This window comes from Kitasatospora sp. A2-31, from assembly GCF_022288725.1.
Classification (GTDB): domain Bacteria; phylum Actinomycetota; class Actinomycetes; order Streptomycetales; family Streptomycetaceae; genus Kitasatospora.
This window is the reverse complement of sequence record NZ_JAKNTA010000018.1, coordinates 50,849-70,532: the sequence shown is the minus strand read 5'-3', so window position 1 is coordinate 70,532 and position 19,684 is coordinate 50,849. Positions and strand designations below refer to the sequence as shown.

Annotated in this window: 24 protein-coding genes and 1 pseudogene; 20 read left to right on the top strand and 5 right to left on the bottom strand. The window is 71.0% G+C overall.

What is annotated here, in order from left to right; genetic code table 11:
• Positions 1-15: 15 nt before the first annotated feature.
• The 15 genes from MCM47_RS34055 to leuE (MCM47_RS33985) all read left to right on the top strand — a co-directional run bounded on the left by MCM47_RS34055 (position 16) and on the right by leuE (MCM47_RS33985) (position 11,778).
• Positions 16-408, top strand: coding sequence for a hypothetical protein (locus tag MCM47_RS34055; protein WP_238950564.1), 393 nt, complete (start codon positions 16-18; stop codon positions 406-408).
• Positions 405-725 carry a hypothetical protein gene (locus MCM47_RS34050; RefSeq protein ID WP_238950562.1) on the top strand — a complete coding sequence of 107 codons (321 nt, stop codon included), beginning with the start codon at positions 405-407 and terminating at the stop codon, positions 723-725. The genes MCM47_RS34055 and MCM47_RS34050 overlap by 4 nt, the downstream gene beginning before the upstream one ends.
• Entirely contained in the window at positions 722-1,078 is a 357-nt protein-coding gene (locus MCM47_RS34045; protein WP_238950559.1) for a minor capsid protein, read from the top strand. The genes MCM47_RS34050 and MCM47_RS34045 overlap by 4 nt, the downstream gene beginning before the upstream one ends.
• Entirely contained in the window at positions 1,071-1,490 is a 420-nt protein-coding gene (locus MCM47_RS34040) for a minor capsid protein (protein ID WP_238950557.1), read from the top strand. The genes MCM47_RS34045 and MCM47_RS34040 overlap by 8 nt, the downstream gene beginning before the upstream one ends.
• Before the next feature lie 11 nt (positions 1,491-1,501).
• A complete protein-coding gene (locus MCM47_RS34035; RefSeq protein WP_238950555.1) occupies positions 1,502-1,999 on the top strand; it encodes a phage tail tube protein in 498 nt (165 codons plus the stop codon).
• Positions 1,996-2,478, top strand: coding sequence for a hypothetical protein (locus tag MCM47_RS34030; RefSeq protein ID WP_238950553.1), 483 nt, complete (start codon positions 1,996-1,998; stop codon positions 2,476-2,478). The genes MCM47_RS34035 and MCM47_RS34030 overlap by 4 nt, the downstream gene beginning before the upstream one ends.
• A 295-nt stretch (positions 2,479-2,773) precedes the next feature.
• Complete coding sequence (locus MCM47_RS34025; RefSeq protein WP_238950551.1) at positions 2,774-5,215, top strand: phage tail tape measure protein; 2,442 nt, start codon at positions 2,774-2,776, stop codon at positions 5,213-5,215.
• A gap of 4 nt (positions 5,216-5,219) precedes the next feature.
• Positions 5,220-6,167 (top strand): phage tail family protein, encoded by a 948-nt coding sequence (locus MCM47_RS34020; protein WP_238950549.1) that lies wholly within the window; start codon positions 5,220-5,222, stop codon positions 6,165-6,167.
• A gap of 13 nt (positions 6,168-6,180) precedes the next feature.
• Positions 6,181-7,323 carry a hypothetical protein gene (locus MCM47_RS34015; RefSeq protein WP_238950547.1) on the top strand — a complete coding sequence of 381 codons (1,143 nt, stop codon included), beginning with the start codon at positions 6,181-6,183 and terminating at the stop codon, positions 7,321-7,323.
• Positions 7,324-7,348: 25 nt separating this feature from the next.
• Complete coding sequence (locus MCM47_RS34010) at positions 7,349-8,470, top strand: hypothetical protein (RefSeq protein ID WP_238950545.1); 1,122 nt, start codon at positions 7,349-7,351, stop codon at positions 8,468-8,470.
• 2 nt (positions 8,471-8,472) lie between these two features.
• Positions 8,473-9,204 (top strand): hypothetical protein, encoded by a 732-nt coding sequence (locus MCM47_RS34005; protein WP_238950543.1) that lies wholly within the window; start codon positions 8,473-8,475, stop codon positions 9,202-9,204.
• Between the two features lie 83 nt (positions 9,205-9,287).
• On the top strand, positions 9,288-10,424 hold the full coding sequence (locus MCM47_RS34000; protein ID WP_238950541.1) for a peptidoglycan-binding protein: 1,137 nt from the start codon (positions 9,288-9,290) through the stop codon (positions 10,422-10,424).
• Between the two features lie 52 nt (positions 10,425-10,476).
• Positions 10,477-10,704 (top strand): hypothetical protein, encoded by a 228-nt coding sequence (locus MCM47_RS33995; RefSeq protein ID WP_238950539.1) that lies wholly within the window; start codon positions 10,477-10,479, stop codon positions 10,702-10,704.
• Positions 10,701-11,030 carry a hypothetical protein gene (locus MCM47_RS33990; RefSeq protein ID WP_238950537.1) on the top strand — a complete coding sequence of 110 codons (330 nt, stop codon included), beginning with the start codon at positions 10,701-10,703 and terminating at the stop codon, positions 11,028-11,030. Before MCM47_RS33995 ends, MCM47_RS33990 begins: the two co-directional genes overlap by 4 nt.
• A gap of 88 nt (positions 11,031-11,118) precedes the next feature.
• A complete protein-coding gene (gene leuE, locus MCM47_RS33985; RefSeq protein WP_238950535.1) occupies positions 11,119-11,778 on the top strand; it encodes a leucine efflux protein LeuE in 660 nt (219 codons plus the stop codon).
• A 70-nt stretch (positions 11,779-11,848) separates the two neighbouring features.
• Here the strand turns inward: leuE (MCM47_RS33985) and MCM47_RS33980 are convergent, their stop codons facing one another.
• Positions 11,849-12,058, bottom strand: a complete 210-nt coding sequence (locus tag MCM47_RS33980; RefSeq protein ID WP_238950533.1) for a DUF397 domain-containing protein — start codon at positions 12,056-12,058, stop codon at positions 11,849-11,851.
• The gene (locus tag MCM47_RS33975; RefSeq protein ID WP_238950522.1) at positions 12,055-12,873 is read right to left on the bottom strand and encodes a helix-turn-helix transcriptional regulator; all 819 of its coding nucleotides are present in this window, start codon (positions 12,871-12,873) and stop codon (positions 12,055-12,057) included. Before MCM47_RS33975 ends, MCM47_RS33980 begins: the two co-directional genes overlap by 4 nt.
• Positions 12,874-12,998: 125 nt before the next feature.
• Between MCM47_RS33975 and MCM47_RS33970 the strand changes: the two genes are divergently transcribed.
• The 4 genes from MCM47_RS33970 to MCM47_RS33955 all read left to right on the top strand — a co-directional run bounded on the left by MCM47_RS33970 (position 12,999) and on the right by MCM47_RS33955 (position 16,036).
• Positions 12,999-13,454, top strand: a complete 456-nt coding sequence (locus MCM47_RS33970) for a hypothetical protein (RefSeq protein WP_238950520.1) — start codon at positions 12,999-13,001, stop codon at positions 13,452-13,454.
• Between the two features lie 892 nt (positions 13,455-14,346).
• A complete protein-coding gene (locus MCM47_RS33965; RefSeq protein ID WP_238950517.1) occupies positions 14,347-14,586 on the top strand; it encodes a DUF397 domain-containing protein in 240 nt (79 codons plus the stop codon).
• An 86-nt stretch (positions 14,587-14,672) separates the two neighbouring features.
• A complete protein-coding gene (locus MCM47_RS33960) occupies positions 14,673-15,149 on the top strand; it encodes a hypothetical protein (RefSeq protein WP_238950515.1) in 477 nt (158 codons plus the stop codon).
• A 14-nt stretch (positions 15,150-15,163) separates the two neighbouring features.
• Complete coding sequence (locus MCM47_RS33955) at positions 15,164-16,036, top strand: cupin domain-containing protein (protein ID WP_238950512.1); 873 nt, start codon at positions 15,164-15,166, stop codon at positions 16,034-16,036.
• A gap of 48 nt (positions 16,037-16,084) precedes the next feature.
• On the opposite strand, the gene MCM47_RS33950 is transcribed toward MCM47_RS33955, so the two are convergent.
• A complete protein-coding gene (locus MCM47_RS33950; RefSeq protein WP_238950510.1) occupies positions 16,085-16,339 on the bottom strand; it encodes a GntR family transcriptional regulator in 255 nt (84 codons plus the stop codon).
• A 155-nt stretch (positions 16,340-16,494) separates the two neighbouring features.
• On the opposite strand from MCM47_RS33950, the gene MCM47_RS33945 reads away from it, so the two are divergent.
• On the top strand, positions 16,495-16,944 hold the full coding sequence (locus MCM47_RS33945) for a hypothetical protein (protein ID WP_238950508.1): 450 nt from the start codon (positions 16,495-16,497) through the stop codon (positions 16,942-16,944).
• Positions 16,945-17,337: 393 nt separating this feature from the next.
• Here the strand turns inward: MCM47_RS33945 and leuE (MCM47_RS33940) are convergent.
• Positions 17,338-17,772: pseudogene (gene leuE / locus MCM47_RS33940) on the bottom strand (leucine efflux protein LeuE); the annotation flags it as partial.
• Between the two features lie 161 nt (positions 17,773-17,933).
• The gene (locus MCM47_RS33935; RefSeq protein ID WP_238950506.1) at positions 17,934-19,637 is read right to left on the bottom strand and encodes an alpha/beta hydrolase; all 1,704 of its coding nucleotides are present in this window, start codon (positions 19,635-19,637) and stop codon (positions 17,934-17,936) included.
• Positions 19,638-19,684 lie beyond the last annotated feature (47 nt).

Sequence of the window (19,684 nt, the reverse complement as noted above, 5' to 3'; positions counted from 1 at the left end):
TCGGGGGTGGGCATCGTGGCACTCACCTACGCCACCCCCGCGCAGCTCGCCGCGTGGCTGGGCCGGCCCGCGCCGGCGGACGCCGAGCGGCTGCTCGCCCGCGCGTCCGCCGATGTCGACGCCGCGCTGCTCACCGCCTGCTACCCGGTCGACTCCACCGGCGCCCCTACCCGCCCCGAGCACGTCGCCGCGTTGGCCGATGCCGCGTGCGCGCAAGTCGAGTACCAGCTCGCCGCGGGCGAGGACGGGACCGGCGCGGCCGCGCGCTGGTCGAGCGTGAGCGCCGGTGTGATCAGCCTCTCGGCGAGCAGCTCGGCCCCGGCCGGCGCCCTCGATCTGGCGCCCCGGGCACGGCGTGCCCTGCAGCAGGCCGGGCTCACCGGTCACGGGGTGGGCGCCCCGTGGTGACCCGCGTCCCCCGGTGGCTGCTGCGCCACCGCATCGTGATCGAGCCGTACGTCGGAGAGTCCGCGTACGGGCCCGTCTACGGCCCGCCCCTCGACGACGTGCCCGCGCTCGTGTCCGAGTCGGCGCGGCTCGTGCGCGCCCCGGACGGGCGGCAGGTCGTCAGCTCGGCGCAGGTCGTGCTCGACCTCGACACCGACGTGCCGGCCGGCTCCCGGATCACCCTGCCGACCGGCCGCACAACCGTGCCGATCACCGTCTCGACCGTCGACGCGCCGGGCCTGCCCGTGCCCGCGCACAAGGAGGTGACCTGCGAATGAGTCGCCCCCGCGCCCGGATCGAGTGGACCGGTGACGCTGTCCTGCGGGCCGAGCGCGCCGCCGCGGCGCGCGGCCTGCTCGCCGCCGCCGAGCACGTGCTGCAGAAGTCGCGCGAGGTGGTGCCGATCGAAGAGGGGACCCTCGCGCGCTCCGGCGTCGCGTCCGTCGACGAGCAGCAGCTCGTCGCCGGAGTCTCCTACGACACCCCCTACGCGACCAGGGTGCACGAGGACCTCAACGCCCGCCACGACGCCGGCCGGACGGCGAAGTTCCTGGAGCGACCGGCCGCCGAGGAAGCCGCGGCGGTCGAGCAGATCATCGCGGCCGCGGTCCGGCGGGCGCTTCGTGGCTGACGTCCTCGACTCCCTCGCCCGCTACCTGCAGGCCGCCGGCCTGCTCACCTACGACCCCACCGGCGTCAAGGGCGACACCTTCATCGAGACCATGCCGCCCGCGCCCGACCGCGCGGTGCAGCTCTCCCTCTACGGCGCCGGAACCCCCGACCCGCTCAACCCCTGGGACGAGCGGTCGCTGCAGGTGCGGGTACGCGGCACCACCGATCCCCGGGTGTCCCGCGCCCGCGCCGAAGCGATCTACGGCGCGCTGCACGGGCTCGCCGGAGTCGAACTCCCGGGCGGGCTCTGGCTCGTGCTGTGCATCGCGCAGCAGACCCCCGCCCCGCTCGGCGTCGACGCCGCCGGCCGGCACGAGCACGTGCTGAATCTCCGCCTCGACGTCGAGGCGACGACCCCCCGACCCACCTAGGAGGTGACCCCATGGCGACCCCCGGAGCCCCCCGCCCCATCGACGCCCGCGGCTGGATCTTCGAAGTGCAGGACCTGACGGCGGCCAGCACTGAGACATGGCTGCGCGTGGGCCTGCTGACGTCCTTCTCGCACTCGCCGGGCGAGAACGAGGAAACCGAGGACATCACCACGTTCGACGACGACGGCCACTACTCGCAGGACATCATGCAGCGCGGCGCGTCCATCTCCCTGGAATCCAAGTACGCCGCCGACAAGACCGGCGCGCGCGACCCCGGGCAGGCGTACGTCGACGAGAAGTGGGTGCCCCGTCTCGGCGCCGAGTCCCACAACCCCGTGCGCTGGCGCCACCGCACCCAAACCGCATGGGTGGTGTGGGACGCGACCGTGTCGCCCGGCGAGCAGGGCGGCGGAACCACCGAGAAGACTTCGTGGTCCGCGACGATCACCCGGTGTGGCAAGCCGTCGACCACCGCGGTGACCCCGCCGCCGGCCGGGGGTGGCTCGTGACCGACGACGAGCTCGACCTCGACCACCAGGACCAGCCCGGCGGGGGGTTCGCGGACTTCGATGCCTTCTTCGCCGAACAGTCCACCAACGGACCTGCAGAAACGTTTCAGCTCTACGGCCGGACCTACCGGCTCCCCGATGCCCTGCCGCTGATGTTCACGCTGCAGATGGAGCGGCTGCAGGCGTCCGACGACCCGGACGACGTGCGCGCGATGCTGCGGACCCTGGTGGGCGAGGATGCCCTCGACCACTGGGCAGCGGCCGGCATGACCGACAAGCAGCTCGGCATCGTGCTCATCTACGCGGCCGCGACCGTGCGCCGGCCCGGCAGCATCACCCTGCAGCGCGCCGCCGAGCTCTACGACCAGCAGAACGCAGCCGCGGCCGCGGGAAAAGCCCCGACGCCGCCAGCCCCGAACCGGGCGACCCGCCGGGCGAAGACAGGGCGGCGGCGGGCGGGCTCTGGTCGGCGGTCCTGACGCACTGGGCCGCCGTCGAGGCAGACCTCACCCGCACCTACCACCTCACCGCCGAGCAGATCGTCGCCCTGTCCGAGCGACGGTTCGTGGTCCTGCTCGGCGGGCTCGGCGAAGACTCCCGGTTCCGGGAGCTGTGGGCACGCACCCCCCGCACCGTCTCGACGGCGGCGGAGATCGCCGCGATCACGGGCCTACCCGCCGAGGGCTGAGCGTGGGCTGCATCTGATCGAACACGACGACCTTCCAGCAGCGGATCATCCGCGGTTGGTTGCACTCGGCGAGGGGGTGAGCCGAGTTGGCGCTCACCGTCGGCGAGCTGCTCGCCACCATCACCGTCGACGACGCCCCGGCCGAGGCTGGGCTGCGCCGCACCGAGCAGGGCATCCGCCGTACCGCGCAGGTCATCGAGGACGAAGCGGGCCGGGCCGGGCAGGCGGCCGGGCGCGAGCTCGGCGAGCAGCTCGCCGAGGAGTCCGAGCGCGGCGCCGAGCGCGCCGGCTCCGGCATCACCAGCGCGCTCGGGGCCGTCAAGGGTGCCTTGATCGGCGGCGCGATCGGCGCCGCCCTGATGGCCGGGCTGTCCGAGGCCGTCGAGCAGGACAAGGGGACCGACCTCCTTGCGGCTCGACTCGGCGCCACCCCGGAGCAGTCCGAGCGGCTCGGCAAGGCGGCCGGGAAGCTGTTCACCGGCGGATACACCGAGTCCGTCGAGGCCGCCAACGAAGCTCTCCAACACCTGTGGCAGCAAGGGCTCGTACCGGCCGACGCGACGGCCGAGCAGCTGCAGCAAGTCGGCGGCCGCGCGCAGCAGGTCGCCGACATTCTCGGCGAGGAAGTCGGCCCGGTTGCCAAAAGTGTTGGGCAGATGCTCAAAACGGGAATGGCCAAGGATGCCGACGAAGCGTTCGACATTCTCGTAAGGGGAACTCAACTCGGCGCAAATAAAGCCGAAGACCTGTTGGATACTTTCAACGAATATCCGACACAATTTCGGGATCTGGGCATTGATGGAAAACAGGCCATGGGCCTCATCCATCAAGGCTTGGAAGCTGGAGCGCGCGACGCCGATATCGTCGCCGACGCTTTCAAAGAACTAAATATCAGGGTCAAGGACGGTAGCGCCGCCGACGGCCTCAAGTCGATCGGCTTGAACGCCGACAAAATGGCCGCCGCGTTCAACAAGGGCGGCCCGGAGGCGAATGCCGCACTTGATCAGATCATGGATCGGCTGCGGCAGGTCAAGGACCCGTCCGAGCGATCCAAGCTCGCATTCTCACTTCTGGGAACTCAGGCCGAGGACCTTTCCAAAGCCCTTTTCTCGCTCGACCCGTCGAGCGCGGTCGCAGGGCTCGGCGCCGTCGACGGCGCAGCCGCCAAGGCGGGCGACACCATGCGAGACAACGCCTCGACCCGGTGGACGCAGTTCACGCGCGGCCTGCAGCAAGGCGCCGTCGAGGTGCTCGGCTCCAAAGTGGTGCCGGCCCTCATGGCGGCCGCCGACTGGGTCGGCACGCTCGGCCAGAAGTACGAGGCCGGCAAGCGGTTCGTGACCGAGCACAGTCTCGCGTTCAGCATCGCTGCCGGCATCGTGACGGCAGTTTTGCTGCCGACGCTCATCGCGCTTGCGGTGCAGGCCACCGTCACCACCGCTACGACCGTCGCCGGTTGGGCGGCGCAAGCCGCGGCCGCGGTGCGCACCGGCGCAACCTATCTCCTCACCAACGCGGAGATGCTCGCTGGTTGGGCGGCGCAGGGCGTCGCCGCCGTTGCGGCCGGCGTCCGGGTGGTCGGGGCATGGGTGCTCATGGGCACACAGAGCCTGCTGCAGGCCGCCCGCATGGCGGCCGCGTGGGTGATCGCACTTGGCCCCGTCGGGTGGATCATCGCCGCCGTGGTCGGCCTGGTCGCCCTGGTCGTCAGCAACTGGGACACCGTCAGCAGCGCGACGGCCGCCGCGTGGAACTGGATAGTCGGATTTGTGAAGTCGGCAGCCGGCTGGCTCGTCGACGTATTCCTCAATTGGACGTTGATCGGGCTCCTGATCAAGCATTGGGATTCCATCAAGTCGGGCGCTATCACGGGCTGGAATGCAACCGTGGATTTCGTCCGCGGCATTCCTGGGCGCATCGTCGAGTTCTTCCTGAACTGGACTCTCGTCGGGCTCCTGATACGACACTGGGATTCGATCCGCTCGGGTGTGGCCGAGAAGGCGTCCGGACTCGTCTCGGACGTCAAGGCGCTGCCCGGCCGCATCGCCGAAGGGCTCGGAAATCTCGGCTCGCTACTGGTCGACAAGGGCCGCGACATCGTGCGCGGCTTGTGGTCCGGCATTCAGTCCATGGGCGGCTGGCTCAAGGACACCTTGATGGGCTGGGCCAAGAATCTCATTCCGGGCCCGATCGCGAAGGCGCTGGGAATCCACTCGCCGTCGCGCGTGATGGCCCAACGGGTTGGCCGCTGGATTCCCGCCGGCATCGTGTCGGGGATCGAGGGCGCGCAGCCCGAACTCGCCGCCGCCATGCGGGATCTCGTCGAGGTCCCGGACACCCCCGCGCTCGCAGCGGCCGCGCGCACGCCGCACCCCGCGGTGGCCGCGCAGCTTCCGACCGCCGCCTACAGCACGGCCGGCGCCGGGCCGTCCGGCCCGCTGCTTCACATCGAGCAGTTCAACGCCGGTGGCCAGTCGCCCGAGCAGCTCGCGGCCGCGCTCGGGTGGGAGCTCAAGGTGAGGGGGTGATCCGATGGGCGCGGGCGACCGCGTGCTCGCCCCGGGGCACATCCAGTTCGGCGAGCTCCTGCTCGGCCCCGGCACCCCCTACCGGTGGCGGAAGCTAAGCGGCTGGTCCGACTCCCCCGCATGGGATTCGGGCACCACCAACCGCCCGGCCGGCCACGGCGCCTACCCGGGTGCGCTGTGGGCGCAGCCGCGCACGGTGACGGTTGACGACATCGTGATCCGGGCGCCGGCCGCGCGGATCGGCGCGGTCGTCGGCGCGTTCGAGGCGGGCGCGGCGTCGATCGACGACGAGCTGCCGCTCGTCGTGTGCGTCGACGAGCGCGGCCCGCTGCTGGTGTGGGCGCGGTGCCTGCGGTGGTCGGTACCGATCAGCCGCGGGTACCGGGTCGGCACCATCACCGGCGCCGCGCTGCAGTTCGAGGCGACCGACCCTCGCCGCTACGGCCTCACCGAACGGCACGCCGATACCGGCCTGCCGATCGACGAGCAGGGCCTCGACTGGCACCTCGATGCGGCCGCCGAGCGTGGCCTCGACTGGCACCTCGCCACTTTGCTGGGCGGCGTCCCGCCGACCGAGGACGGGATCACCTTCGGGTCCGGCGGGTCCGCCGGCATCATCACCACCACCAACGCCGGCCGGGCCCCCGCGCCCGCGGTGCTCGTGTTCACCGGGCCGGTGGAGCTGCCGTCGCTCGTTGACCTGCGCACCGGCCGGCGGTGGGAGTACGACATCACGCTCGGCGCCGGCGAGCAGCTCGTCGTCGACGGGGCGGCCGGCACGGTCACCCTGTCCGGCTCGTCCCGCATCCACACCGCGACGGACCGCTCGGCCCCCGAGCAGTTCCTCGTCGCGCCCCCGGGCGTCTGCGACTTCGCGTTCGCCGGCGCCCCCGGCACCGTCCCGCACCACGCCGCCCGCGCAGAACTGCGCTGGCGTGACGCCCACTGGTAAGGAGGCACATCGCATGCCCGTGCGCGCCGCGTGGCTCCCGCCCACCGGGCAGACCCGCACCGACACCCGACTCGCCCCCGTCGGCACCATGACCCCCACCGGGGCGACCACGACCGCCCCCGGAGTGATCCCCGGCGGCACCCCCCTCATGCTCACCCCGACCGCCCCCATGCAGGCGCAGCTCGACGCCGGCCGGGCCATCGTGCAGGGCAGCGCGCTGCAGGGCGCCTACCCCGTGACCCTCACCCTGCCCGAAACGCTCGCCTTCGCCCCCGGCCACGCTCAGTGGGACCGGATCGACGTCGTGCTGCTGCACGTCTACGACGGGCTCTACGACCAGAGCGGCAAGGCTCTGGCGGTGGTCGAGATCCTCAAGGGCACCCCGGCCGCCGACCCGAAGCCGGCTCCTCTCCCCGCGTGCTCGCTGCCGCTGTGGGCGGTGCGGGTGCCCGTCGCCGCGTCCGCCGGCACCGGCGGCATCCCCTGGGCCACCGCCGTCACGGACCTACGCGTCTACACCGTCGCCGCCGGCGGCGTCCGGCCCGACGCAAGCAGCGAACCGGGCGCCTACGTCGGGCAGCTGCGCGACACCGGCACACGGGTCGAGCGGTGGTCCGGCGCCGCGTGGGTGCCCTACCCGTCCGCGCTCGGCGGCATCGTGCCCAACACCGGCCCCGCGTTCGGCAGCTACGTCGGCCAGTGGCGCGACGGCCCCAACGGTCTGGACCGCTGGGACGGTGCGCAGTGGGCGCCGCTCGGCCGGTGGGTGCCGTACACCCCGTTCTGGTCAGGACTTGACGTTTACGGCGAGGTGACGGCCGGCGGCCGGTACTGCCGGATCGGCCGGCACGTCGACGTCGTCGCGTGGCTGGCGTGGGGCCCCGGCAGTTCGCTCGGGTTCGGGAACATCCGGGTGTCGCTCCCGGTGGCGTCCGCGGACGTCGGGGCGCCGCACGGGTGGCAGGGCACCGGCCGCCACGTCGACGCAGAGACGTACTGGCGCGAGCTGATTCCGGTGTTGGACGCCGGCGACGGCGGGGCGCAGGTGCTCGCGGCTGCGTCCGACGGGCAGTGGATGAACCCCGGGCAGCTCGGCTACCGGTGGAACCGGGAAGGCGCCTCGATGCGCGTGCAGTTCAGCTACGAGACCGCCTAGGGCCACCGGCCCCGGGCCCCGGGGGGTGGTTGAGCTGCCACCTCTGGCCACCGCCTACACCCCGTACCGCGTGCTGATCTGCGACCTGCGCAGCGACCAGCTGCTCGACGTTCTGCCGCTCTGGGGCGTCTCGTTCGACGAGTTCCTCGGGAAGACCGGTTCGCTCCGGGCGACGGTGCACCTGGTCACGGCCGAGCTCGCCGCCCGCGCCCGCGCCGCGCTGGTTCCCGGCCGCACCGGGCTGTGGGTCGAGCGGGCGGGCGCGATCTGGTGGGGCGGCGTCCTGTGGACCACCAGCCTTGCCAGCGACGAGCACGGCGAGCTCTCCCTCGCCCTGCAGGCCGCCACCTGGGATTCGTACCTCAGTCACAGAATCCTGTTCGACTCCCACCAGGCCGAGCAGGTCGACCAGTTCGACATTGTGCGCAACCTCATCGAGTACAGCGCGGCGCAGCCTGGGGGCGACATCGGGATCGAGTTCGGCAGCGAGCTGTCGGGGGTGCGCCGCGACCGCTTCTACAGCCGGTACGACCAGCCCTACATCCGCGATTTGATCGAGCAGCTCTCCCGCGTCGAGCGCGGTTTCGAGTGGCGGATCGCCTCGACCCGCGACCCCGACACCGGCCGGCGGATCAAGCGGCTGCAGCTCGGCCACCCGGTGATCCGGGCCGGCGCGAACGAGGTGGTACTCAGCCGGCCCGGCCCGATTCTCTCGTACACGTGGCCCGTCGACGCCACCACCAAGGCGAACGTCTGGCAGAGCCGCGGCGCCAGCGTGAACCGCAACCAGACGGCCGACTCCCATCCCCTGCTGTCCCCGCTCGTCACCAGCTCGGCGGACGTCGCGGCGGGATGGCCGCGGCTCGACGGGTCCGCCGACTACAGCACCGTTGAGCAGCAGGAGACGCTCGACGCGCACGCCCGCGCGGACGCCGCCGCCCACCTCGCCCCTCAGACCGTGCCCGCGATCACCGTGCGGCTCGACGCGCAGATCAGCCCCGCCCTGCTCGGAGCGACCGCACGCGTCAAGATCACCGATCTGTGGTGGCCCGAGGGCATGACCGCCCGGCACCGGATCGTCGGCATTTCCGTGACACCGCCCGAGCGCGGCCGCCCTGAATCCGCCCAACTCCTTTTGGAGGTTTGACCTTGGCCGCGATCCCGCAGGATCTCCTCGACCGCATCCGCACTCTCGAACGGCAGGTGCGCGAGCTCTCCGGCCGGGCCCAGACCCGGCCAGCCCTCGACCGCATCCAGCACGGCCCCGTCGTCATCGGCGAAGGCGGCACGCTCACCGTGCAGGACGCCGACGGCACGCCCATGGTCTACATCGGCGACCTCGACATACCGCGCCCGAACGGCGCTCCTCAGTACGGTGTCCTGATCAGCCGGGAAGACGGGTCCCTCGCGCTCGCCATGTTCTCCAACGGCACCATGCCGCAGGGCCTCGACATCTACGACAACCGCGGCAACACGATCTTCACCGAAGACCGGGTGAACGGCGGCCTCGCCGTGCCCTACCTGCACACACCGTTCTATCCCGATGGGGACCTCGATCGGTACGCGCGCACGCAGTCAGGCAGCCCGGAATCACTGTGGACCGCCCCGCACGTGCGCTATCACCCGATGCTCACCGTGGCCGCCTACGCCGCGAGCGACGTCGGAACCACCGGTGCCGCGCAGGTCTACGTCGACGGCCAGCCCTGGGGCGAGCAGCACAACCTCAACTCCGGCGACTGGATCTACGTCACCGACGGCCCGAAGCTCTGCCCCGGCAAGTACGGCGACGTCACCCGAGTTGAGATCCGGGCATGGCGCACCGGCGGCACCGGCAACGTCTACACCTGCGCCGCCGGCGCCATCGGCACACAGACCCGCTAGATCCCCAACTCGCAACTACCCCAAAACCGTTCGCCCCGCGGCCCACCGGCCCCGGGGCTTTCCCATGTCTGGAGACACCCCTGATGTCGTGGTACCCCGGCGCCGAAAAGATCGAGCTGCAGCCCGAGAGCGACCAGCAGCCGGCCATCACCCCCACGCAGTTCATCCTCCACTCGATCGCCGCGGAGTGGGGGCCGCACCGGATCTACGAGTTCTGGCGCGATTCGACGAACCTCGAATCGCACTTCGGGCTCGGCTATCGGGGCGAGCTCGGGCAGTTCATCGGGACCGGCACTCGGGCGGACGCGAACGCGTCCGCCAACCGCAGGAACGACGGCACCGGTGCGGTCTCGATCGAGACCGAGTCCAACAGCGAGCACACCGACCCGTGGACCGAGCAGCAAATCGAGCAGCTCGTCGCCCTGGGCGTCTGGCTCCACCACGAACACGGCATCCCGCTCCGCATCTGCCGGACCCCGGATGACCCCGGCTACGGCTACCACCGGCTTCACCGATCGTGGTCGACGTCCGGCACGGCCTGCCCCGGCGACGCGAGGGTGCAGCAGTTCCACGACATCGTGTTCCCCGCGATCGTCGCCCGCGCCAACGGCGCCCCGGAGTCGACCCCCGCCCCCGCGCCGGCCCCCGACCCGCAGCCGGCCGGGCCCGCCCGCTACCGGGTGACCATCGGCGGACTGGAGTACGGCTACGGCGCGCACGGCCCGCACGTCCGGCAGGTCGGCGAAGCGCTCGTGTCCGCCGGTCACGGCCAGCACTACGCCGTCGGCCCCAACGAGGACTGGACCGACGCCGACACCCTGAACTACTCCGAGTGGCAGCAGGCGCTCGGCTACTCGGGGAGCGACGCCGACGGGGTGCCGGGCGAGCAGTCGCTGCGGCGCCTGCTCGGCGGCGCACTGCCAGGCGAGCAGGCGGTCGTCGACCTCGACCAGGTGATCGCCGCCGCCCGCCGTGACCCCGGCCTCCCGCAGGGCGGCACCACCTACCCGGACGCCGTCCGGGTAGTCGAGGCCGCGCTCGCCGCCGAGGGCCTGCTCGACCGGCAGTGGTCCGGCGACGGCAGTTTCGGCTCGCGCACCGTGGCGGCCTACGCCGCGTGGCAGCGCACCCTCGGCTACTCCGGCACCGCGGCCGACGGAATCCCCGGCCGCACCTCCCTCGAACAGCTCGGCGCCCGCCACGACTTCACCGTCCGCTAACCCCCGCCCGGGGCCAGCCGGCCCCGGGCACCCACCAACAGGAGGCACCCCCTTGACCGACGCCACCCGCCGCACCATCCGCACCGGCCTGCAGGCCCTGCTCGGCCTACTCGCCGCACTCCCCCTGCTCGTCTCCACCGCCGGCATCCCCGAGACACTGCCCGGCATCGCGGTGGCGCTCACCGTCGCCGGAGCCGTCACCCGCGTGATGGCCCTGCCCGTCGTCGAGCAGCTGCTGCCCGCGTGGCTGCGCACCCCGAAGGGAGACACCACCGAGTGAGCGACCCCACCGGCGCCGGCCGGCTCGACGACATCCTGCTGTGGGCCGGCGCGGTGGTCACCCTCTCTGCCGCACTCGGCCTCATCTGGCGCGCCACCCGCGGCGTCCGCCGCCTCGCTGCCAAGGTCGAGGAAGTCGTCGACGACTGGACCGGCGTTCCCGACCGCCCCGGAGTACCCGGCCGGCCCGGCGTTATGGCCAGGCTCGACACGATCGAGCACCGGATCGCCGCCGTCGAGCACGAGCTGCACCCCAACAGCGGGGCGAGCTTGCGCGATGCCGTTGACCGCGTCGACCAGCGCACCGCCCACCTCGACCCCCCGTAGACAGCACAGCGTCCCCGTCCCGACCTCCGGGCCATTCGAGGGGCGCCCGTACGATGGCAGCCCCTCTCCCACACGAAGGTCTCTGCCAATGCTCGGGGTCACCGATCTGCCTGCCTACGTCATAGGCGCGCTCGTCATCGTCCTGCTACCTGGTCCGAACTCCCTCTATGTCCTGTCTGTGGCCGCCCGCAAGGGTGTCCGCACCGGCTACAAGGCTGCGGCCGGTGTCTTCGTCGGGGACCTGACGTTGATCAGCCTTACGTCGATGGGCGCTTCGTCGCTGCTCAAGGCCAACCCGGCAGTCTTCGCTGTCGTTAAGTTCGGCGGCGCTGCCTACCTGCTGTGGATCGGCATTGGCATGCTGCGCGCCGCCCGTCAGCTCTGGCGCCAGCGCCACACCACCGACGAGTCAACGGCCCCGGCAGCTGCTGCTGAGGAGCCGAGCGAGCGGCCGTTCCGGCGGGCGCTGGTGATCAGCCTGCTGAACCCCAAGGCGATCTTGTTCCTTCTGTCGTTCTTCACACAATTCGTTGACCCGTCCTACGGCCTGCCGATCCTCTCGTTCGGCGTGCTCGGGGGCATCCTGCAAGCGTTCAGCTTCCTGTACCTGTCGGCGCTGATCTTCGCCGGCACCTCCCTCTCGGCAGCGTTCCGCCGCCGCAAGCGCCTGTCCGCCAGCCTCACCACGGGCGTCGCCGCGCTGTTCGCCGGCTTCGCCGCCAAGCTCGCCATCTCTTCCGCTGCCTAGATCAGCACAGCGCCCCCTTGCACCGGCTACGTGCCGGTACAAGGGGGCGCTTTCTGCGTTGGGGGATGAACTACTCGGTGTCGAAGTCTCCGGCCCGGACGGCGACGACGAAGGAACGCCAGGCACTCGCCGGAAACGTTAGGGCAGGTCCGTGCGGGTCCTTGGAGTCACGCACAGGCACGGCGCCCGGCATTCCGTCGCCCACCTCGATGCAGTTCCCGCCGTTCGTGCTGTGACGGCTCTTCCTCCACGTCACATCAAGGTCACTCGCCCTGTTCATTGCTTCAGTTCCTCCACTCGCGCGCCGATCAGCTCGGCCGACGCCTCCGGCGACAGGGCAACAGCCCTGAGCAGATCATAGGCGCGCCCCGCCTCGATGACCTCGTTAGATTCGAGCGCCAAACGCCCTTGCGAGAAGCCGTCAACGTAGAGGACATCGGGCTGTTCATCGAACGACATGACCGTGAACGGTCCGGCGAGTCCCGGGTGAGCAACGACGCTCGCCGGCACTACCTGAATGACCGTCCGCGGCTGTTGTCCAGCGTCGAGAAGTCGTTCCAACTGCTCGATCATGATCAGCGGCCCACCTATGGTGCGGAGCAGCGCCTGCTCGTCGACCACGAACCAGGTATGCGGCGGAACCTTCCGCTCGAACAGCGCTTGCCGAGACATCCTCGCCGCCACTAGGTCATCAAGGTTGTCCGGCCGCACAGCAGCGAGCATCGCGCGCGCATACCCCTCCGTCTGCAGCAATCCCGGAACGATCTGACTCTCGAACACCCGCATGGACTTTGAGTCGTGCTCCAGCTGGACATACGGAAGGAACCACGAGGGGTAGGCGTAGCGCAGCACCAACGGCAGCAGCCTGCCAAGGTGGCCACCCGTCTCGAACACCGCGTCGAGATCTCGAACGAGATCGTCAGTGGGCACGCGCTTTGCTGACTCCAGATAGCTGATCATGGCCTGCGTGGTGTGCGCCTCCTTGGCCAACGCGCCCTGAGACCAGCCTCGTTCAGTCCGGAGCCGAAGGATCTCCGAGCCAAAGAAGGCCAGCAGCGACGAAGTTGGGTCCGGCGCGTCAGTCTCGACGGTCACGCGACCAGCTCCTATAACTCTCCGGGTGTTATAGCTCGACTCCTGGTGAGCGTAGCGCCAGAGGACGATCCTTAGAACACAGCGAGGACGTACGGAGCGACACAAGCACCAACGGAGACGCATTCATGACGGATCATCAGACTTTGGGACCGGGCACCCCCGGGCACTTGCCGGTGGTGGAAGATCGACACATGAGGCCGTGCACCTGCGGCCGGTGCAGCACCGGAGCACCCGTCGCCGACCTCGTCGCTCTGGCTCCGATGTTCTCGAACGGTGACCCGAGCAAGACTGCGCACAAGCCTCTCGCCAACCCCTACGACGCGCCGCGCGGCGAACTCGTTTACGACGTGCTGACCGGTCGACTCGGGGTGGTGATGGAGCGGGTGGGTCGTACGGTTCACCTACGCCCGGAAACGGGCGGATGCGAGTGGGAGACCGATCACCGGTTCATCGAGCGTCCGCCTGCCCGCACGACGGCGGACCCGCACCGCCCGCTCGTCGACACGGTGCAGCCGCGCACCGCCGAGGGCGCCCTCGCGCTCAACCGCTCCAACCTCCCGCCCCCGGCTTCCGCTGCGTGACGTCGTGCTCCGTCACACAGCGGACCTACCGGCACCGGCCCGCAGGCCGGAGCCAACACCGTCCGGTCCGGGCAGCCTCCCCGGTGCTCAGCCCTTCCGGACGCCGCACACACCTCTGCCTGACGCGTGTGCGACCGCCGCCCGCTTCCCGCACAGCGGGCGGCAAATCTTCCAGCGCGCGCCCAAGGTTGGCGCAGCACTGGAACGCGCTCCGGAGTCTCTAGGGTCCTTCACGGAGCGCACGTCCCTGTCGGCCATCGGTCGGGAACCCCGGCCGGCAGGGACACCCCTTGATCACCCGCCCCACTCGTCGCGTGACAGGCCACCCGTGGGGCGGGACCAGCCACCGGCCGCTTGCGCGGCCGATGGGGTGCACCATCCCCCTCGCCCCGGTGACATGACAGTGGACGGCATGGACGACCGGGCGAGGGGGCACTCGCTCAGGCCACCTAGTCATCTGGACTACTCCCCATGACATCCCACCCCATCGGACCCCCGTTGGAGCCGCTTCCGCCCGATCGTGAGCCGACGCGCACTGAACGCGTCCAGTTGATCGCGCGCTACCAGGGCGGCACCACCATGGAAGCGCTCTCCCAGCAGATCGGCCGGTCCGACGATTGGCTGCGCATACGCCTGCAGCGGTGGGGCGTGCGCATCCGGGGCCGGTCCGAGGCTCAGCGACTGCGCTGGAAGCGACACCGAGCGACCGGGAACGCCACCCCATAGGAGGCGCACCGGCCACGCAAGGGCGGGGGAATCCCGCTCCCCATGGCTCCGTCTGCGGCTGTCGCGAAAGCGGCAGTGCGGGCGGTCGGCGGCGCAACACGTTACGCCGCCACACGTTCGGCTGACCGGCCGAACGGTCCTGTGCACCAACCACGTTGGAGGGAAAATGTCCAACCTGTACGAGCTGCCGGAGGTCACCTCCGGTCTGTTCGAGCGGCAGTGCGGCGGCAACCTGGAGAGCGAGAGCGAGACCTGTGTCGCGATCGCCCCGCTCTCCGGCGTCGCGGACGGGTTCGCCATGCGCGACAGCAAGAAGGAGGGGGAGGGCCGCGAGCTGCGGTTCACCACCGCCGAGCTCGACGCGTTCGCCGTCGGGTGGGTCGCCAGCCGGGGGCTCGCGGCCTGACGCCCTAGGCTGACGCACCCATGAACACGGAGGTGCCCGCCCCAAATCCAACTTGGGGCGGGCACCTCCTCATTGGAGGATAACCCGTGGACTTCTCTGGCCACTGGCACGGGTACGGGCCCTGGATCGGCACGAACGCCCAGTACCACACGGAATACCTGCGCCGGCCGAACCCGATCGACCCCGAGTGGCTCAAGTCGCAGAAGGCGCCGGACCCGAACGCCTTCACTCCGTTCGAACGACGAGCCATTCCGCCCCTGCGCACGGGGCACTACCTGCTGCGTCGACCCGCCGAACTCGCCGACAACACGTGGAAGGAGGCAGAGCCGGCCCTTCGCTGGCTTGTGACGACCTACCAGGCGAACCCGCCCGCTCGGCGTCCCGACGGGGGCGCGGTCGACGCTGGCCTCGATGCCCGGGCCCACCACGCGCGCACGGACATCACCAACGGTGTCGACGTCGTGTGGTCCTACTACGTGCCCGGCGACCGGATGATCAGCTACGCGGTCATTGCCTGCCCGAATCGCCACCTCCCCGAGATCACGTGCCCGCTCGGGCTGTGAAAGGAGACTGTTCGATGTCGCTCTCGGAGCTGCTCGGGCAGCACGCCGAGTCTCTGCTCGCCGAATGCCCCACCGAGCCCAAGCTCTACCGCCGCAAGGATGCCGAGCTGGACCGTCAGATCACGCTCGGACTGATGGATACCCACATCGATCGCGGGCTGCTGATTCCCGCGTACACCGCCGCGGTGAAGGATGGCCGCGCCGTGCACCCCGGGCGATTCTCCGATCGCGGGGAGATGACCCCCGGCAAGCTCCGCGGACTCTTCAACGACGGGCACACGATCAACCTTCGCGAGATTCAGCGCGCCGTGCCGTACCTCGCCGAGCTCTGCGAGGCCATCCAGGCCGAAACCCGGTACTCCCTGTACGTCTCTGCGATCATCACGCCGCCGGGGAAACAGGGGCTCCGTCATCACTGGGACCAGTTCACCGCGGTCGTCACGCAGATGCACGGCCAGAAGGTCTGGCCCATCTGGCGCCCCGAGGTCGAGCTGCCCACCGCGCGATACCTCACTTCACCGGCCACGTGGACGCCGGAGATGCAAGAGCGTTGGGAGAGCACCGGTCCCAACGTCGAATTCACACTCGAACCGGGCGACACGCTCGTACTGCCCCGCGGGTGGGTGCACAGCCCGTACGCCACCGGTGACGCCACCAGCTTCCATCTGACCTTCGCTCTTCGGGAGCGAACCCGTCTGGATCTCGCGCGGGCGCTAGTTGAGACGCTTCTGCCGGATGCTGCCTTCCGCGCCGGGCTCGCCCCCGCCGCTCTGCAGGACACGGCCCTTCCTCGAACCCTGCAGGACGTTCGCGATCAGTTGGTCGCGCGCCTTGCCCATGCCGACATGGGCGACGCGGCCGGGACCGTCAGTCCCCTACTGACCTGAGGATGTGCTGACCGACGGCCCCGCCCGGCCCCACCAGGGCGGGGCCTCTCAGTCTTCGTCAGTCGGCGCGACCACGCGAGATCCGCGGCCCCATTCCGTCTTGACGAGTCCACGCTCGCGCATCGTCGCTACGGCTCGCCGAGCTGTCTCACGTGCCACCCCGAATCGTGCGCACAGCTCGTGCTCAGACGGAATCCGCTCGCCCGGTGCGTACTTCCCCGTCCGGATTTCCTCGGACAGCACGGCGACGATCCGCATATACGGGGCGGTCGGCTTGTAGGGGGCATCCGGGCTCTCAGGCATGCGCCGAGCGTAGACAACACCGAATCCGCCATCCACTTAGACAAGCAGACGACCTAGACAAGTTAGACGAGTGGCTACTACCGTCGAAGCACAAAAAAGACCCCCGGACGGCTGGCACCGCCGGGGGTCCGGCCCTAGCTTCGTGGAGCTAAGACATGCATCAGATTATCGGCTGGCTGCTCAGCCAAGCTCGAACCTTGCTCGCCCCCGGCACCGGCCGCCGCGCCCGCCGCCCACAGCGCCGCACCGCTCTGCGGGAAACCGCCCTCGCGTGGCTCACCCCGCCGGCCGCCGCTCCCGAACCGATCCACCCATCTGGCGTCGACCTGAACAGTCGACCGCGGACAATCCTCGACCCGCACCTCGTTGCGGCCCCGACGGAACTCATGGCGTGCCCGCACCTCGACGAACCCCCGGCCGGCACCTTGGTCCGCCCATACATCGACCAGGACGCCTGGCGTCGTGAACTCGACGCGATCGAAGCGGCATACGAGGCCAGGCAACAGGCATTCCGTCGAGCAGCGGCTGCTGCAGCAGCCACAAACCACCCCGACCCCGGATACACCTACCCGGGCGCGCACACGCTCGTCGGGGCGGTGGCCTGATGGCCGCGAAGGCGTTCATCGTGACCCTCCCCAACGGCGCCCGCGAAGGCAACACCCGGGGACTCAAGCGGTGCCGTGACGAAGGATGGTCGATCCTGGCGGGTCAGTGCTGGGAAGTACGCCACGAACCCCGTGCCCTGCGTGACCCCCGACCGTGGACCGACGGCCTTCTGCGCTTCCGCGCGCTCGACTGCTGGGCGGTCCCCCCGCACCGCCGCACCGCACACCAGGTGAAGTAAGACGACGGAGGCCCCCGCCCGGGACAACCCGGGCGGGGGCCTCTTGCGTCCCCGTCGGCCCGTCAAGGCCATCCCCTTTGGGGTGTGAGGCTCAGTCAGTACAGAAGGCTCTACCGCGCATGACTGACTGCCCATACAATCCTGTCTTACTCGGGATAACCAAGGAGAGCAGGAAGAGGATGGCCTTGGGGTTCAGCAGGCTGATCACCAGGGCGCGGCGGAACGGGCGCTCGGTGGACTCCGGGGTGGGGGCCGCGGCGGCGGCGTCGGGGTCGGCGGCGCGGTGTTCGCGCCAGAGCTGGCGGGCCGCGCGGAGCATGCCGACGCCGATCCAGAGCAGGTACGCAGCGCCGCCGAACTTCACCACGGCGAAGACCGCCGGGTTGGCCTCCAGGAGCGAGGCGGCGCCCAGCGAGGTCAGGCTGATCAGCGTGAAGTCGCCCACGAAGACGCCGGCGGCGGCGGTGTAGCCGGTCCGGACGCCCTTGCGGGCGGCGACGGACAGCACGTACAGGGAGTTGGGGCCAGGGAGGAGGATGATGGCGAGGGCGCCGAGGACGTAGGTCGCCAGGTCGTTGACTCCGAGCACGGTGCGCTCCGGTGAGGGTGGCAGGTGGGGGCGGGGCGCTCATCGTAACGTCGTACCCGCGAGAGGTTGAAGCGGAAATCATCTGCTTCGTGTAAGCCCCGCGTCGCGCCTGCGGCCATCACCCGCGGCACAGCGGCCCGACCGCCCAGCCGCCACCGCCGTCAGGCCCCGCAGCGCTTGCCGTTCTCCGGCGCCTCGCCGCCCAGCAGGTACCGGTTGACGGCGCCGTCGACGCAGGCGTCTCGGCGGCCGTAGGCGGTGTGGCCGTCCCCCTCGTAGGTCAGCAGCCGGCCGGACTCCAGCTGGCCGGCCAGGGACTGCGCCCACGCGTACGGGGTGGCCGGGTCGCGGGTGGTGCCGACGACGACGATCGGGGCCGCGCCGGCCGCCCGGACGGTGTGCGCCGAGCCGGTGGCCCGCACCGGCCAGTAGCCGCAGGTCAGCGCCATCCAGGCCATGTCGCGGCCGAACCGGGGCGAGGACCGCTCGAAGTCCGGCACCGCCCGCTGGACGTCGGCCGGGCCGGCGAACGGGGCCGGCAGGTCCAGGCAGTTCACCGCCATGTTGGCGAACATCAGGTTGGGGTACGAGCCGTCCGGGCCGCGGTCGTAGTACGAGTCCGAGAGCTTGAGCAGGCCGGTGCCGTCGCCGGCCTTCGCGTCGGCGAGCGCGGTGCGCAGCCTCGGCCAGAGGAAGTCGGCGTACATGGCCTGGATGACGCCGGTGGTGGCCTGGGCCTCGGTGAGCCGGCGGGCGGAGTCGTTGGTGGGCAGCGGCCGGGCGTCGACGGCCTGGAACAGGGCGGTGAGCTGCTCGCCGGCCTGCTGCTCGGTCCGGCCGAGGGGGCAGTCCTCCCGCTTGACGCAGTCCTGGGCGAAGGCCGCCCAGGCGGTCTCGAAGCCGCCGGCCTGGGTGCGGTTGCCGCCGAGCGAGTCGAGCGACGGGTCCATCGCGCCGTCCAGCACGATCCGGCCGGTGCGGGTGGGGAAGAGCCCGGCGTAGGTCGCGCCGAGGAAGGTCCCGTACGACTTGCCGACGTAGTTGAGCCGCTCGTCACCGACCAGTGCCCGGAGCACGTCCATGTCCCGGGCCGCCTCGACGGTGCCGAGGTGGCCGAGCCGGTCTCCGGCCTGCCGGCGGCAGCCCTCGGCGAACTCCTTGTCGGCCGCCACCAGGGCGTCGATCTCGGCCTGGTCGTCGGGGGTGATGTCGACGGCGGTGTAGGCGTCCATCCGCTCGCCGCTCAGGCAGGTGACCGGGCTGCTGCGGCCGACCCCGCGCGGGTCGAGGCCGACCAGGTCGTACCGGGCGCGCACGCCGCTGTCGAAGCTGCTCGCGGCGGCTTCCACGTACTCGACCGCCGAGCCGCCGGGGCCCCCCGGGTTGAGCAGCAGCGAACCGAGGCGGCCCGCCCCCGCGGGGCCCGGGCCGCTCCCCGAGTCGGCCGGGAGCGCCGGGGCCCGGACCGCCGACAGGGCGAGGTCCCCGCCCTCCGGGTGCGCGTAGTCGAGCGGCACCTTGAAGGTGGTGCACTCGAAGCCGTCGTCACAGGGCTGCCAGTCGAGCTTCTGCCCATAGTACGGAGCCAGGGCGGCGGGAACGGCCGCCGGAAGCGGTTCCAGCGGTGTGGCACCGGGCCGGGCGTCCCCCACCGGGAGCGCGCCCGAAGCCGAGGCCACGGCCGGGGACGCCCCTGTACCGGCTGCCGGGCCCCCGGCGGCCGTCGACCCGGCCGTGTCCGAGGAGGCGGAGCCGGGGGTGGACGCGGTGGTCGACCCCGCGGAGGAGCACCCGCCGAGCAGCAGCCCGGCCACCGCCAGCAGCGCGACCACCGCCGTCGAGTGCCGGTCCCGCTCTGCCCTCATCCGCTCCCCCTCGGGTGCAGGGGCGCGGCCGGTGCCGGCACCCCGGG